We start from the raw sequence: 15842 nt of genomic DNA, 5'->3' as shown, positions 1-15842 counted from the left end.
GTGAACGCTGCCGCGGCCACCGGCCCGAGCGGGTGCCCGGCGTGAGCCCCGTGCCCGCTCACTTCACGAAGTCGTCCACGACCTCGGGCGGCCAGGTGCCGACCTTGAGCACGCCCATGGAGTAGGCGCGGGAGACCAGCGCGGCGCGGTTGGGCACCTTCAGCTTCCGCAGCAGGCAGGTCACGTGGTACTCGACGCCCTGCCGGCTGAGGTAGAGCCTTGCCGCCAAGGGGACGGTGGAGACGCCGGCGGCGATGCCTTCGAGGATGCGTGCGTCCATCGCGGAGAGAATCTTCTTGCGTTTGGTCACCACACGTGTCCCCTCGGCGTCCCCCGCCGTGGGCATCATGACCAGGATCGCGGTCGTGTCGGGCAGACCACCGCGCACCGCGACCGCGGTGAGGGGAACGGTGAAGGCGGACTCCTCCCCGGGCCCCACGGCAATGACGGGCGTGACGAATCGCTGGTGCTTCCCTTCCAGTAAATTGGAGAATTGGCGCACCAGCGGCTGCTGCACGCTCGGGTGAACTACGTCACGAAAATTGCGGCCGCATATGTCCTCGGACGAGCCGTTGAACTGCCGGAAGAACTCCTGGTTCGCCTGCTGGATCGTCAACGTTTTATCGAGGCTCGCCATGCACAGGCCCGGAGCTGCAGGTGCTGGACTCAGCAAGAGAGGGCTCCCTGTCGGAAAACTTGAGCGCGAAATCAATTCGGAGGCTGGCGAGCGGCGGTGAAGGCCGTCAGCAGGGGCGTCATCGACCCTGCTACCAGCGGTATCTCCAGATGCTGACCATCCTGCGTCATCACCCTTGCGGGGTCCTGGTCGAGCCACTGGCGCACCCTTGCCATCGCTCGCCATCGTTTTCCGGACCTTCCGTCGAAATCCTTGCCGAACACCTGCCGCTTTCTTGCCAATCGATGGGCCTCGAGCCTGGAATGCGCTTTCCCTATGTCAAGATCCACAGGGGACGGTGTGAGACCAGCCAGCTCGAGACGCTCCGCCAGCCAGCCGTATACGAAAGAACGATGGGGACGTTCATGCCTGCACATCCGACCGCAAACGTGTCACCTACAACGACCGGCCGGGCTGAGCTCTTGCTGAGCGTTCTGGGGCCCATGTCGGCGCGACGCGACGGGCATGAACTACCGCTCGGCCCGCCACGCCGGCGAACACTGCTCGCCCTGCTGCTCATCCGCCTTGGCCGCGTGGTGCCCACCGAACTGCTCGTCGAGGAACTGTGGGGTGACGGAGCGCCCCGTCACGCCGTCGCAACACTCCAGAGTCATGTCTCTCATCTGCGCCGGGCCCTGGACACAGCGGCGGGAACGGGCCGGCTTTCGGTGCTGCGTCATCGGACGCCCGGTTACGTCCTCGAGCTCGATCCCGAACAGGTCGACGCCTGCCGCTTCGAGCGTCTGGTCACCGACGGACGGCGACTGCTGGAGCAGCACGATCCGGGCACCGCGCACGCCCGGCTCACCGAAGCCCTGGGGCTGTGGCGCGGCTCGCCGTACGCGGAGTTCGACAGCCATCCGCCGCTCAGCGACGAGTGCACCCGACTCGAACAGATCCGGCTCACCGCCGTGGAGTCCAGCGCGGAGGCGCGGCTGGCTCTCGGCGCGGCCGAAGAGGTCGCCGCCGATCTGGACGGGGAGGCGCGCCGCCATCCCACACGGGAGCGGCTGGTCGGCCACCTCATGACGGCGCTGTCCCGGCTCGGGCGGCAGGCCGAGGCGCTCGAGGTCTACGAGCGGACGCGTAGTCATCTGGTCGAGGAGTTCGGTGTGGACACCGCAGCCGAACTACGCCGGGTCAGAAACGCGATCCTGCGCCAGGAGCCGGGAGCGAGCGCCCCTTCGAAGAAGCCCTCTCCCGCACCGCGTGAGTCCACCGGAGCGTCACACGTCCCGCGCGTGAGGAACGAGGTCGGTGACGACGGAGTACCGGACTCCGCGGGCTTCGAGGGCTCCGGGGACGGCAGGACGGCCGTCACGACCCGGGGGCACGGCCGAGCGGCGGCAACCGACGACGCCAACGGGACGGACGACTTCGGCACGGCCGTCGAACGCGAGGGGACCACGGGGACCGACGCGCCCCCGGAGACACGAACCGATGTGCCGCCGGGCGCGGGGTCGGACGCCGTCGGCACGCAAGCCGGGACAGCCCGGCGGCGGCCTGCACCCTGGCCGGAACATGAGCCGGCAGCCGCTCCGGGGGGCGGCGAGTCCCCGGAGTCCGGGTCGGGGTGGACGGCTGCCCATTCGCCGTTCACCGGCCGCAGCCAGGAACTCGACCGCCTGACGACCGCCGCCGCGAGCGTGGTCGTGGGCCACGGCCACGTGGCCGGCGTCCTCGGCCCCCCAGGAGTCGGAAAGACCCGCCTGCTGCTGGAACTTGCGGCCCGTCTGGAGAGCATGGACGCGCAGGAGAAGGACTCCAGGCTGGAGGTGGTCTGGAGCCACTGCTTCCCCGGCGAAGGCGTCCCCGCCTACTGGCTGTGGACCCAGATCCTGCGGCGGCTGTCCGCCACCCGGCCGGATGCCTTCCGCGAGGCGACAGAACCGTACGGCGCCCTGCTCGCCCCACTGATGCCCGAGCGGTCGACGGCCCGGACCGGGGGCCCGAAATGGGCCTCCGACTGGAGCCAGGCCCGCTTCCTCGCCCACGACGCGGTCTGCGAGGTGCTACTCACCCTCGCCGGGCAACACCCCCTCGTGCTGCTCCTCGAAGATCTGCAATGGGCGGACACCGCCTCCCTCGACCTGCTCAGGTTGCTGAGCACCCGCTGCCAGGGCCATCCGATCGGCATCGTGCTCACGGCCCGGAAGTTCGAGGCCGAGTCGGACGCGACGCTGCGCCGGATGGTCTCCGACGTGCTGCGTGGCCCCAGGACCGAGACGCTGCGGCTCTGCGGGCTCTCCCTGCAGGCCGTCGGCGCCCTCGTCGAAGCACATGCAGGCTCTGGTGTGGACCCGAAGGTCGTCGAGGTGCTGCACCGGCGCAGCGAAGGCAACCCGTACTTCGTGATGCAGCTCCTCTCCCTCGTGGGCGATGCGCGTAAACTCCATCGCCCGGATGCGGTCGACAGGCTCCTGGCTCACATTCCCACCGGCGTACGCGAGGCGCTGCACCAGCGGTTCACCGCGCTGCCCGAGCCGGTCCTGCGGGTGCTTCGGCTGTGCGCCGTCATCGGCGCCGAGGTGGACACCGACCTGTTGCACCGGACCGCCACCCGCGACGAACCGGTCGTCGCGGGTCTTGAGTCGGCCATCCGTGCCGGCCTGCTCGGGGAGGACCCGCACCATCCGGGGCAGCTGCACTTCGCTCACGCCCTGGTCCAGGAAACGCTCGTCGACGAGCTTCCCCGTGAGGACCGCCACCGCCTGCACGCCAGGGTCGCCGACGCACTGTGCGCACGCAGGCGCGGGCACGTGGGGGACGAGGAGATCGAGCGGGTGGCACATCACAGCTGGCACGCCAAGAGTGCACTGCCCGCCGTCGAGGTGCTGCCTCGGCTGCTGCTCGCCGCGGAACACGCCGAGCAGTCCATGGCGTACGAGCAGGTGGAGATCTGGCTGCGCCGCGCAGTGCACCTGGTCGGCTTCCTGCCGCCGGACGATTCCGACACGGTGCGCCTGGAGCAGAAGCTGCACATCCAACTCGGCCAGGTACTCGCCACCACTCGCGGCTACGGCCACCCCGAGGCCGAGACGGCACTGACGCGCGGTCGCACCCTCAGCACGGCCACTCATGCCCCCGAGGACCCGTCGGTGCTCTGGGCGCTGTGCGCGGCACACCTGGTCACCGGCCGCTACGACGCCTCGCGGCAGTTGTCCGGCCTGCTGCGGGAGATCTCGCGGCAGACCCGGGAGCCGGTGGCGGCGCTCGGTGCGGCGTACGGCGAAGGCATCGTGCTGCACGTGCGCGGAATGCTGCCGCAGGCACTCGCCGAACTGGAGCGCGGCGTCGCCATGGCGGATCGCTTCGCCGACGAGGGTCATGCGCTGGCGCGTACCTTCCAGCACGACCCACGCGTCTCCTGCCGCTCCTACGACACCTTCACCCACTGGCTCCTCGGACACCGGCAGACCGCCGGTGCGCGCCGACGTGAGCTGTTGAGCCTCACCGAGTACGAAAGCAGGCCGTCCGACCGCTCCTTCGCGCTGTACGTGGACGCAGTCGTGGCGGCTTGGGAGGGTGACACCCGCACCGCACTCGCCTCGAGCGACGAGGGCGTCCGCGTTGCGGGCGAACATGGACTTCTCTACTGGAAGGCCATGCTGGGCGTCGTCAAAGGGTGGGGCCTGGTGCACGCCGGAGATCACGACGACGGCTTCGCCCTCATGCACACCTCGCTCGCCGAATTGGGCGAGTCAAGGACGTACTTGCGCCACCCGCTCCACCTGGGCCTGCTGGGCCAGGCGCAACATCACGGCGGGCGGATCGAGGAGGCGAGGACCACCTTCCGGATGCTGCTGGCCGCCGTCGAACAGCGCCGCGAGCGCGTGTACCTCCACCCGGCACTGCCCGCGACCCCTCTGCTCCACGAACTGCTGGGCCACGGTGCCGACGAGGCGCTCGCCGGCCGGGGCCCGGCATGGGACGGGCCCGACTCCGGCCGATGAGCGTGGTGGACGGCTCCCGGGGAGCCAGCCCTCGTACGGTTGGGGCCCCACGCCTCGCGGCCGACGCCGCTCAGTCCTCGAAGAGCGCGACCGCCTGTACCGGACAGGCCATGGGGACGTCGCGCACCCGCGGGTCCCCCGCCCCGTCCTCATGTCCCGGGACCAGGGCGACCAGCGCGTCGTCGTCCTGCGTGAAGACGCCCGGTGCGGTCATGACGCACTGGCCGGAGCCGATGCACCGGTCGCGGTCGATGGTGATGCGCATGGCGTGGCCCGCCTCCCTTCCTTCCGTTCCTTCCGCCCGGGTCCTCACCAGGTGACGGGGAGCTCGATCGGGCCCTGGGCGTCGTGGCCGGCCTTGATGGGCACCTCGTCCAGGGGTACGGCCAGCCGCAGGCCCGGGATGCGTGCGAAGAGCGCGCCAAGGGCGATCTCGAGCTCGGCGCGGGCGAGGTTCTGCCCCAGGCACTGATGGATGCCGTGGCCGAAGCCGACGTGGTGACGTGCGTTGCGCCGGGCGTCGAAGATGTCGGGGTTCTCGTACGCCCTGGCGTCGCGGTTCATCAGCGTGATGGAGACCAGCACCGCGTCCCCGGCCTTGATGGTCTCGCCGCCGACCTCGATGTCCTCCTTGGCCATCCGGACCATGTAGTCGGAGACGGAGGTGAACCGCAGCAGCTCCTCGACCACTCCGGAGACCGCATCGGGGTCGCGCAGCAGCACCTCGATCTGCTCGGGGTGCTGCATGAGCGTGAGGGCTCCGAGGGCGATCGCGTTGACGGTGGTCTCGTGACCCGCCACCAGCAGGACCAGCGCGATCATGACCACCTCGTTGTGGTCCAGGTCGCCCTCCTCCAACTGGCGTGCGATCAGCTCGTCCAGCAGGCCGTCCCCGGGCTCGGCCTGCTTCTTCCCGACCAGGCCGTGCAGATACTTGTACAGCTCGCCGAAGGCAGCGTCGGCCTCCGCCGACGTCGCGGCGCCCACGAAGTTGCGCGAGCACTCCTCGAAGAAGTCGTGGTCGCCGTACGGGACGCCGAGGAGCTCACAGATCGCCATGGAGGGCACGGGCAGGGCGAAGGCCGACACCAGGTCTGCGACCGGCCCCTTCGCCAGCATGTCGTCCAGGAGCCGGTCGACCAGGCTCTGAATCCTGGGACGGATGGCGTTCATGCGCTTGACGCCGAAGCTGGGGATCAGCATGCGCCGCTGCCGGGCGTGCAGGGGGTCGTCGACGCCGATCAGCGGGAACGCGAGCCCGCCGCGGCCCTCGGTGCGCTGGACGACGACGGGGAAGTCCGGGTGACCCCAGTCGGAAGACAGCCGGGGATCGACGAGCAGCGCCCGTCCCTCGGCATGCCCGGTGACCAGCCACGCCGGTCGGCCGTCGAACAGCGTGACCTGCGTCAGCGGGCTCTCGCCCCGCCATTCCGCGTAGGCCTTCGGCGGCTGGTACGGGCAGGTCCTGTTCTGGGGGAAGGACGGGGCCGTCGACCCGGTGGGGCGGATTTCGGTCTCGGTCATGTCGTGCCTTTCAGACAATCGGCAGTGCGGTCGTTCATCGATACGTGCATCGCTGCGGGAAACGGTTTCAGTCCGTCACCAGGACGCCTTGCGCCATCCGGTCGGCACCCGGTCGTCCGGCCCCGGACCCTTGGTCGGGCAAGCAGACCGCGGGCCGCTGTCACGGTCTCCACGGCACCGCCGTGGTCGACCTGTCGGCCGTCGGAGTGCTCGGTCACCGACGGGACGCCGGGCGCGTGCCGGGACACGGAGTACGAACCGTTGCCGTGCTCGGTGACGGCGGTCTCGGTGAGCGGGACTGCGCGCGGGGGCGCCCGGGGACGCGTCCGCCGTTGCGTCGGGCTGTGGCGGTGCGGCAAGGGCTGCGGGGTCGGTCAGCGCGAGGGCCGCGGCAGCGGCGGGAGAGTCGCGGCGGCACCAGGACCGACCTGCGGGATCTCCGTGTCCGGCGGCTGTGCGCCCCAGGCAGGGCAACCCCTGGTGTTCACGGCGGCCTTGGCCGCCCCCGGCGCGGCCCAGCGACGGAAGGCGCGATCAGCGCACGCGGTCCGCGGGCGCCGATCTCCTGTGGGAGTGGGCCGTGGTGCGCGGGTCACCAGGTGACGGGCAGCTCGTGCACGCCGTAGAAGACCATGTCGTGGCGGAAGCGGAGCTCCTCGACGGGCTTGGCCAGGCGCAGGGTCGGGAAGCGGCGGAACAGGGTCTCGAAGACGATCTGCAGCTCGATTCGGGCGAGTTGCTGGCCTATGCACTGGTGTGCGCCGAAGCCGAAGGCCAGATGCGGGGCGGGGCGGCGGGTGATGTCGAAACGCTGCGGCTCCTCCACGAAGGCGGGGTCGAAGTCGGCGGCGAGGACGTGCGCGACGACCTGCTCGCCCTTGGCGATGCGCACGCCACCGAGCTCGACGTCCCGGGTGGCGACGCGCTCGCCGCCGAACTGGCCGATGGTGAGGTAACGCAGCAGCTCCTCGACCGCGTTGCCGACCAGCGACGGGTCCTCGCGAAGCAGGGCCAGCTGGTCGGGGCGGTCGAGGAGCAGCGCCGCACCGAGGCCGATCATGCAGGCGGTGGTGTCGTGGGCCGCTATCAGCAGGGTGCCGGCCGCGTTCATGAGGAACATGTCGTCGACGACGCCATCGGGGTCCTCGGTGGTGATCAACGCCGAGATCAGGTCGTCCCCGGGGTCGGCCCGGCGCTCCTGGACGAGCTGGTAGAGCAGCCCGCCCAGGCGCATGCCGGCGGCCTCGGTGGCGGCGGCGTCCTGGTCGACCCGCATCATCGCCTCGGCGATCTCCTGGAACTCCGCCCGGCGCTCGACCGGGACACCGAACAGGTCGGAAATCACCATGGAAGGCACCGGGTTGGCGAAGGTCTTCACCAGGTCGACCGGGCCGCCCCGCGCCTCGATGGCATCGAGGTGCTCGTCGACGATGCGCTGGATGTTCGGCCGGAGCGCCTGCATGCGCCGGACGGTGAACTCCTTGGCGAGCAGCTTGCGGTCCATCGTGTGCTCCGGCTCGTCCTGCCACAGCAGGCTGCCGCGGCCGGGCTTCTGGGTGACGACGCCGTCCTGGGTGTGCAGTGCGTGGGGCACCTGGACGCTGAACGAAGGGTCGCGCAGCAGGGCGCGCACCTCCTCGTAGCCGGTCACCAGCCACGCCTCCTGGCCGCTGGTGAAGGTGGCCCGGGTCACCGGGGCGGCCGCCCGGATGTCGGCGATGCCGTCCGGCGGCAGGAACGGGCAGCTGCGGGCCTTGGGGACGGCGGGCGCGTCGGCGGTGGGCTCGGGCATGACTCTCCTTGAGCTTGTGGGAGGGGGGTCGTACGGCCGGGACGGTCAGGCGGCGGCGAGTTCGAGCGCGGTCTCGCCGCGCCGGGGCGCGTTCACGAGGACGGCCATGTTCCCGGAAGGGTGCACGTTGTCGTGCATCATCTGGTGCATGCGCCCGATGTCCTGGAAGCCGTCGCAGGCGGACAGGCAGGGGTCGAGCATGCCGGCGCCGACGAGGCTGATGACCTCGCGGCACTCGCGGGTGCCGGCATAGTGCGAGCCCTGGAGGCGCTTGGAGCGCATCCACAGGTGGCGCAGGTCGACGTCTCCGTTGTAGCCGGAGGTGCCGCCGCATATCACCACCATGCCGGCGTTGTCGCACAGGTACATCGAGGTCGGCAGGGTGTCCTGGCCGCTGTGCTCCAGGACGATCCGCGGGGACTTGCGCTCACCGAGGATCTCCCAGATCTTCTTGCCGACCCCGCGAGCGCCGCGCAGGAACCGCGCCGACGCCTCGGCGTCCCCGGCATCGGGCAGCCGGCCCCAGTGATCGAAGTCGCGGCGGTTGATGGTGCCCGCCGCCCCGAGGCGGCGGCAGTACTCGGAGCGGTCCTCGCTGGACACCACGGCGATCGGGATGCCCCCGGCCAGCCTGACGAGCTGGATGGCCATCGAGCCGAGGCCGCCCGCACCGCCCCAGATCAGGACGGGGTCGCCGGGGCGGACCGTGTTGCCCTGCCAGCCGAACAGCTGCCGGTAGGCGGTGGGCCCGGTGAGCAGGAAGGCCGCCGACTCCTCCCACGACAGCTGGGCGGGCTTGGGGTGGCACTGGTACTCGTCGACGCGGCAGAACTGCGCGAAGGAGCCGTAGTTGGTCTCGTACCCCCAGGCCTTGATGCTCTCCGAGACCAGCGGGTCCGTGCCCATCCGGATGTCCTCGGCGGTCTCGTCCCACTGGCCGCTGGTGAGCAGCACGTGGTCACCCACCTTGACGTTGCGGACGCCTTCGCCGACGGCCCACACCACGCCGGAGGCCTCCGAGCCTCCGATGTGGAAGTCCTCGGGCTCTCCCTGGCGCTGCCGCATCCCGATGACGTCGACCGGCTTGCCCAGCGAGGACCACACGTTGTTGTAGTTGATGCCGGCGGCCATGACGTAGACCAGCACCTGGCCCCGGCCCACCGCGGGGGTGTCGACGACCTCGGTGCGGAACGCCTGCTTCGGCTCCCCGAAGCGGTTCTGGCGGATCACCGAGGCGTACATCTGCCGCGGGACCTCACCGAGCGGCGGGGTCTCGCCCATCTCGTAGAGAGGCTTCGTCATGGTTTCTCTCCCACATCTGTTCTGTCCGGGTCTGGGGTGCCCGCGGTGGTCGCGGGCCGGTCATGGTGCGGTCGTTGCGTCCGGAGGTGCGGCGGGGCCGGAACAATCAGTGATGACGTCCGCCAGCCAGGAGTCCACCGCCGCCGCGGTGGTGCCGGCGTGGTCCTCCACCATGGAGTAGTGGTTTCCGCTCACTTCGACGATCGTGTCCACGTGCTCGGGCGGTGCCGCGCGCCCGTCGCCGTCCGCGGCGTCGGCCAGCATGGGTTCGCTGGCCCGTACGAGCAGGGTCGGCGCGGCGATCTCCGGCGCGGTCCAGTCGTCGAACAGGCGCATATAGCGGCCCATCGCGGTGAGCTGTTCGCCGCCGGACCTCATGAAGTCCAGGCGCTGCGACTGCGCCTGGGCCATCGCGTTGAGCACCTGGTGGTCGAAGGGGACCTCGCGGCTGAAGCTGTCGACCATCACCACGGCCGCCGGCCGCTCGCCCATGGCCTCCAGGTGCGCCGCCACTCCGTGGGCGATCCAGCCGCCCGAGGAGTAGCCGAGCAGGACGACCGGCTTCCCGCCGGCACACTCCCGTACGGTCTGCGCGTGCAGCCGGAGCAGGACGTCCGGATCGGACGGGACCGGCTCGCCCTTCTCGTAGCCGGGGTGGACCAGCGCCCACATGTCCAGCCGGTCGCGGAAGGGCGCGGCGAACCGCGCGTACTGGTGCGCCCCGGCCGGTACGACGTACGGCGAGAAGCACATCAGCGCGAGGGGACGGTCGCCTTGCGACAACCGTACCGGGGCGGGCCGCTGGGCCAGTTCCTCGGGCCGCTCGAACGAAGGCCGGAAGCGGGCCGCCTCCATCAGCATCCCCATGGCCTCGGCGGCCGTCCCGTTCTCGCTCGCGTGCCGGTAGAGCTGCACCAGCATGTCGGCGGGCCGCTCCTCCGCCGCGCCGTGCCCGGCGCCCTGGAACCGCGTCAAAAGGTGCCTGGCGAGCCTGGCGGGCGTGGGATGGTCGAAGGCCAGTCCGGCGGGCAGGTGGAGACCGGTCGCCGCCGACAGGCGCCGGCGCAGGTCGATCGCGGTGAGCGAGTCGAAGCCGAGCTCCAGGAAGTGCGCGGTGGGCAGCACGTCCTCGGCCGACGCGTGACCGAGGACCGCGGCGCTCTGGGAGCGGATGTGCTCCAGCAGCCGCTCCTCCTGCTCGGCCGGGGCGAGTCCCGCGAGCCGGGTCGCCAGCGCCGCTGCGGCGCCGGTCTCCTCGCCGACGGCCTGCTCGGCCTCCAGGAGCCGCTGTACGTCCGGCAGGTCGGCCAGCAACGGGCTCGGCCGTCCCACGGTGAAGGAGGGCAGGAACCGTTCCCAGTCGATCGGGGCAACGGTCAGGGTCGCCTCGTCGTGCTCGACGGCCTGGTGCAGTGCGGAGATGGCCGGCTCAGGAGCCATGAAACCCAGGCCCCGCTTCTCGCCGCGCTCTTGGACCGCATCGTCGACCATGCCGCCGCCGGCCCAGCCGCCCCAGGCGACCGAGGTCGCGGTCAGGCCGCGGGCCCGCCGCCGCAGTGCCAGGGCGTCGAGGAAGGCGTTGGCGGCAGCGTAGGAGGCCTGCCCGCCGCTGCCCCAGACGCCGGCGCCGGAGGCGAAGAGGACGAAAGCGTCCAGTTCGCGGCCGTCGAGCAGCTCGTCGAGGTGGACGGCGCCAGTGACCTTGGAGGCTGCGGCTTCGGCGAACTCGTCGAGGCCGGCGTCGGCCAGCATGGACGACCGTGCCGTGCCGGCGGCGTGCAGCACCGCGGTGAGCGGGTGCTGGTCCTCGATGCCGGCGAGCAGCCGTGCGACCGCGTCGCGGTCGGCGATGTCGCAGGCGGCGATGGTCACTTCGGCGCCCAGGGCGGTCAGCTCCGCGTGCAGTTCCTGCGCACCGGGGGCGTCGGGCCCGCTCCTGCTGGTGAGCACCAGGTGCTGCGCGCCTGCGCCGGCCAGCCAGCGGGCGAGATGCCGTCCCACGCCTCCGGTGCCGCCGGTGACCAGGACAGTGCCGCGGGGCTGCCACGGCGTCGCGGGCTCCGCGTCGGCGGGCCGCGCACGGACCAGGCGCCGGCCGAACACGCCGTCGGCGCGCACGGCGAGCTGATCCTCGTCGTGCTGGGCCAGCACTCCGGCCAGCCGGCGCAGTGCGTGCTCGTCCAGCACCTCGGGCAGGTCGACCAGGCCGCCCCAGCGCCGGGGCTGTTCCAGCGCGGCCACGATGCCCAGGCCCCACAGCTGTGCCTGGCCGGCGTCGCGCAACGGATCGGTGACTGCGGTGGACACGGCTCCGCGAGTCGCGCACCACAGCGGTGCCTGGACGTCCACGTCGCCCAGCGCCTGCACCAGGGTGACGGTCGCGGCGAGGCTCGCGGACAACCTCGGGTGGGCCGGGTGGCAGCCGGGGGCGAGGCCCAGCAACGAGAGGACACCGGCAGCCTGTTCGCCGCCGAGTTCCTCGACGAGTCGCTTCGCGGCCTGCGCACGGTCGCAGTCGACGGGGAGTTCGACGACCCGCACCTTGGCGCCGTGGGCGCCGAGCACGCCGACGACGCAGGGCGCCCACTCCTCGTTCGCCAGGCCGGCGGGGAAGACGGCGAGCCACAGGCCGTCCAGGTCCGGGGCGGGGTGGTCGGTCAGCTGCCGGAAGGAGACGCGGTAGCGCCAGCCGTCCACCATGGACTTCTCGCGGCTGCGCCGACGCCAGGCGGACAGCACCGGCAGCGCCGGGCCGATGAGGGCAGCGTCGTCGGCCCCCAGCTCACCGGCGAGCCCGTGCAGGTCCGCGTCCTCCACCAGCTCCCAGAACCGGGCCTCGACCGGATCGGCGCCCGCGGGCACCGGGTCGGCTCCCTGCAGCCAGTACCGCTGCCGCTGGAACGCGTACGTGGGCAGGTCCACGCGCCGTACCGGCCGCCCGGCGAAGGAAGCCGACCAGTCCACGTGTACGCCGCTCACGTGCAGTTCGGACACGGAACACAGGAAGCGGTCCATGCCGCCCTGGTCCCGGCGCAGCGAGGCACCGGTCACGGCTTCGGCGCCGGCCTCCTCCGCGATCTCCTCCACGGCGCCGGCCAGCAGCGGGTGCGGGCTGCACTCGACGAACACCCCGCGGCCGTCGTCCAGGAGCGTCCGTACGGTCCGCTCGAACTCCACTGTGCGGCGGGCGTTGCGGTACCAGTACTCGGCGTCCAGGGCGGTGGTGTCCAGCACGGTGCCGGTCACCGTGGAGTAGAAGGGGACGTCGGCCGCGCGCGGCGCGACCGGGGCCAGCAGCTCCAGGAGTTCGGTGCGCAGGCTCTCGACCTGGGCGGAGTGCCCGGCGCCGGTGGCGCCGCGGACCTTGCGCACGCGCACACCCTCGCCCTGGAGCTCCGCCAGGAGTTCGTCGACCGCGCCGGGCTCTCCGGACACGGTCAGGTTGGCCGGCCCGTTGACGGCGGCGACCGACAGCCGGTCCCCGTACTTCTCCAGCCGGGCACGGACCCGGTCGGCGGGCATGGCGACCGCCAGCATGGCGCCCTTGCCGATCAGCTTGGTCAGCGAGCGGCTGCGCAGGGCCACGATCCGGGCCGCGTCGTCCAGGGTGAGTGCCCCCGCAACGTACGCGGCAGCGACCTCGCCCTGCGAGTGGCCGACGACGGCGGCAGGCGTCACACCGTAGGAGCGCCACAGTGCGGCCAGCGACACCATCACCGTGAACAGCGCGGGCTGGGCGACCTCCACCTCGGCCACGTCCGGCGCATCCGGCTCGGCGCGCAGGACGTCGAGCAGCGGCCAGTCGAGGTAGGGGGCGAACGCCTCGGCGCAGGCCTTCGCCTGCTCGGCGAAGACCGGGGAGGTCTCCAGCAGGTCGCGGGCCATCTCCGTCCACTGCGAGCCATGGCCGGGGAAGACGAAGGCGACCTTGCCCGAGGCCGCGGCGGTGCCCTGGACCACGGTGTCCGCGGGTTCGCCGTCGGCGAGCGCCGCGAGCCCGGCCCGCAGCTCGTGCCGGTCGCGGCCGACGACCACGGCCCGCTGCTCCAGCTGCGTCCGCGTGGTGACGAGGGCGCGGCCGACGTCGGGCAGGGAGAACTCTTCGGTGCGGTCGAGGTGGTTCAGCAGCCGGCGGGCCTGCTCGCGCAGGGACCGGGCGGTCTTCGCGGACAGCGCCAACGGGAACACGTCCACGGGCCGGGCGGCGGGCGCGTCCTGGACTGCGGGGGGCGCGTCCTGCTCTGCGGCGGTCGCTTGCTGCGCCACGGGCGCCTGCTCGCCCTCGGCGGCGGGCCCGATCTCCGGGGCCTGCTCGATGATGGTGTGCACGTTGGTGCCGCTCATCCCGAACGAGGAGACGGCAGCACGCCGTGGCCTGTCCCGGTCGGGCCAGGCGGTCTGCTCGGTGAGCAGGCGCACGTTCCCGCCGGACCAGTCGACGTCCGGGGTCGGCTCATCGACGTGCAGCGTCCGCGGCAGGACACCGTTGCGGATGGCCATCACCATCTTGATGACGCCGCCGACGCCCGCGGCCGCCTGCGCGTGACCGATGTTGGACTTCAGAGAACCGAGCCACAGCGGCCGGTCCCCCGCGTGCTCCTGGCCGTACGTGGCGAGCAGCGCCTGCGCCTCGATCGGGTCGCCGAGCCGGGTTCCGGTGCCGTGGGCCTCCACGGCGTCCACCTCGTCCGGGGCGAGCCGGGCGTTGGCCAGCGCCTGCCGGATGACCTGCTGCTGAGCCTTGCCGCTGGGCGCGGTCAGGCCGTTGGAGGCGCCGTCCTGGTTGACCGCGCTGCCCCGCACGACGGCCAGGACCTCGTGCCCGTTGCGGCGGGCGTCGGACAGCCGCTCCACCAGGACCAGGCCCACGCCCTCGGCGAAGCCGGTGCCGTCGGCGGACGAGGAGAACGCCTTGCAGCGGCCGTCGGCGGACAGCGCGCGCTGTCGGCTCGACATCGTGAACGCGGACGGTCCGGCCATCACCATCACGCCGCCGGCCAGTGCCATGGAGCACTCGCCGCCCCGCAGCGCCTGCACGGCGAGGTGGAGGGCGGTCAGCGAGGACGAGCACGCGGTGTCGACGGTGACCGACGGCCCCTGCAGACCGAAGGTGTAGGAGAGCCGCCCGGAGATCACGCTGGCCGCGTTGCCACTGGGGATGTAGCCCTCGACGCCGTCGGGCACCTTGAGCGGGCGGCCGGTGTAGTCCTGGTAGCCGGAGCCGACGAAGACGCCCGTGGCGGTGGAGCGCATCGTGTGGGGGGCGATCCCGGCGCGCTCGAAGGCCTCCCAGGTGGTCTCCAGCAGCAGGCGCTGCTGCGGGTCCATGGCGACGGCCTCGCGCGGGCTGATTCCGAAGACGGCGGGGTCGAACTCGTCCGCGTCGTGCAGGAATCCGCCCCGGGTGGTGTACGTGGTGCCGGGGTGGTCGGGGTCCGGGTGATAGAGCGCCTCGACGTCCCAGCCGCGGTTGCCGGGGAAGCGGGAGATCGCGTCGCCGCCGGAGGCGACCAGCTCCCACAGGTCCTCGGGCGAGCGCACGCCGCCGGGGTAGCGGCAGGCCATCGCGATGATGGCGATCGGCTCGTCCAGCACCGCGGCGGCCTCCGCGGCCGTGGCCGACGCGTCCTGGCCGCCGGTGAGTTCGGCGAGCAGGTGGGCGGCGAGGTCCGCGGCCGTGGGGTGGTCGAAGACCAGCGTCGTGGGCAGGGCGAGGCCGGTGGCCTCGTTGATCCGGTTGCGGAGTTCCACCGCGGTCAGGGAGTCGAAGCCGAGGTCCCGGAAGGGCCGGTCGGCCTCGACGGCGCCCGCTCCGCGGTGGCCGAGGACGGCGGCGGCGTGCGTACGCACGAGGTCCACGAGGGCGCGTGCGCGGTCTTCGTGCGACAGCCCGGCCAGGCTCGCAGCGAGCGCCCCGGAGCCGTGGCCCGCCTCGGGGGCGTCCTGCGCGAGCGTCGCACGCACCTCGGGGAGGTCTCCGAGCAGCGGGCTGGACCGGCCGAGGGTGAACGGCACGATGAAGCGGGACCAGTCCACGTCGGCCACGGTCAGCCGGGTCTCGTCGCGGTCGAGCGCGCGCTGCAGGGAGGTGATAGCCGATGCGGGGGTCATCGCGCGAAGGCCGCGGCGGCGCAGCCGCTCCTCGTCGTCGCCGTCCTCGACCATGCCGCCGTCGGCCCAGGGGCCCCAGGCGACGGCGGTCGCGGTGAGGCCGCGGTCGCGGCGCTGCCGGGCGAGACCGTCGAGGAAGGCGTTGCCGGCGGCGTAGGCGGCCTGGCCGCCGCTGCCCCAGACGCCGGAGATGGAGGAGAAGAGGACGAAGGCGTCGAGTTCCTGATCGCCCAGCAGCTCGTCCAGGTGCGCCGCACCGCCGGCCTTGGCGGCGAGGGCGGCGGCGAAGGCGGCCGGGGTGGTGGCGTCCACGATGCCGGCGTCGGCGACTCCGGCGGCGTGCACGACGGCGGTGAAGGCGTGCTCGGCGAGCAGGGCCGCCACGGCGTCGCGGTCGGCCACGTCGCAGGCGGCGAGGGTGACGCGGGCGCCGAGGGCCTCCAGCTCGTCCCGCAGGGCGGCGGCGCCCGCGGGGGGCGCGCCC

General features: G+C 72.2%; 8 protein-coding genes. 1 reads left to right on the top strand and 7 read right to left on the bottom strand.

Annotation, left to right across the window (positions count from 1 at the left end):
• Positions 1-58: 58 nt before the first annotated feature.
• Together AB0H32_RS02850 and AB0H32_RS02845 are read right to left on the bottom strand one after the other, a co-directional pair.
• Positions 59-637 carry a LuxR C-terminal-related transcriptional regulator gene (locus AB0H32_RS02850; protein WP_361113550.1) on the bottom strand — a complete coding sequence of 193 codons (579 nt, stop codon included), beginning with the start codon at positions 635-637 and terminating at the stop codon, positions 59-61.
• Between the two features lie 71 nt (positions 638-708).
• The gene (locus tag AB0H32_RS02845; RefSeq protein ID WP_361113207.1) at positions 709-966 is read right to left on the bottom strand and encodes a hypothetical protein; all 258 of its coding nucleotides are present in this window, start codon (positions 964-966) and stop codon (positions 709-711) included.
• A 153-nt stretch (positions 967-1119) separates the two neighbouring features.
• Between AB0H32_RS02845 and AB0H32_RS02840 the strand changes: the two genes are divergently transcribed.
• Entirely contained in the window at positions 1120-4629 is a 3510-nt protein-coding gene (locus AB0H32_RS02840; RefSeq protein WP_361113205.1) for a BTAD domain-containing putative transcriptional regulator, read from the top strand.
• Positions 4630-4699: 70 nt separating this feature from the next.
• Here AB0H32_RS02840 and AB0H32_RS02835 read toward each other — a convergent pair whose 3' ends face one another.
• The 5 genes from AB0H32_RS02835 to AB0H32_RS02815 form a co-directional block, all read right to left on the bottom strand.
• Positions 4700-4894 (bottom strand): ferredoxin, encoded by a 195-nt coding sequence (locus AB0H32_RS02835; protein WP_361113202.1) that lies wholly within the window; start codon positions 4892-4894, stop codon positions 4700-4702.
• Between the two features lie 44 nt (positions 4895-4938).
• Positions 4939-6153, bottom strand: a complete 1215-nt coding sequence (locus AB0H32_RS02830; protein WP_361113199.1) for a cytochrome P450 — start codon at positions 6151-6153, stop codon at positions 4939-4941.
• A gap of 592 nt (positions 6154-6745) precedes the next feature.
• Complete coding sequence (locus AB0H32_RS02825) at positions 6746-7945, bottom strand: cytochrome P450 (protein ID WP_361113196.1); 1200 nt, start codon at positions 7943-7945, stop codon at positions 6746-6748.
• A gap of 45 nt (positions 7946-7990) precedes the next feature.
• A complete protein-coding gene (gene ccrA, locus AB0H32_RS02820; RefSeq protein ID WP_361113193.1) occupies positions 7991-9247 on the bottom strand; it encodes a crotonyl-CoA carboxylase/reductase in 1257 nt (418 codons plus the stop codon).
• Between the two features lie 60 nt (positions 9248-9307).
• Positions 9308-15842: type I polyketide synthase (locus tag AB0H32_RS02815; RefSeq protein ID WP_361113190.1), on the bottom strand; the 6535-nt coding region annotated here is incomplete at its 5' end.

The sequence above is a fragment of the Streptomyces sp. NPDC020362 genome (assembly GCF_040642095.1).
Taxonomy (GTDB): Bacteria; Actinomycetota; Actinomycetes; order Streptomycetales; family Streptomycetaceae; genus Streptomyces.
This window is presented reverse-complemented; position numbering and strand designations above follow the sequence as displayed.

What these genes read in the sequence shown, in the direction of transcription:
- AB0H32_RS02850 (WP_361113550.1), bottom strand. Translation starts at nt 637, where the DNA reads ATGGCGAGCCTCGATAAAACGTTGACGATCCAGCAGGCGAACCAGGAG.
- AB0H32_RS02840 (WP_361113205.1), top strand. Translation starts at nt 1,120, where the DNA reads ATGTCGGCGCGACGCGACGGGCATGAACTACCGCTCGGCCCGCCACGC.
- AB0H32_RS02835 (WP_361113202.1), bottom strand. Translation starts at nt 4,894, where the DNA reads ATGCGCATCACCATCGACCGCGACCGGTGCATCGGCTCCGGCCAGTGC.
- AB0H32_RS02830 (WP_361113199.1), bottom strand. Translation starts at nt 6,153, where the DNA reads ATGACCGAGACCGAAATCCGCCCCACCGGGTCGACGGCCCCGTCCTTC.
- AB0H32_RS02825 (WP_361113196.1), bottom strand. Translation starts at nt 7,945, where the DNA reads ATGCCCGAGCCCACCGCCGACGCGCCCGCCGTCCCCAAGGCCCGCAGC.
- ccrA (WP_361113193.1), bottom strand. Translation starts at nt 9,247, where the DNA reads ATGACGAAGCCTCTCTACGAGATGGGCGAGACCCCGCCGCTCGGTGAG.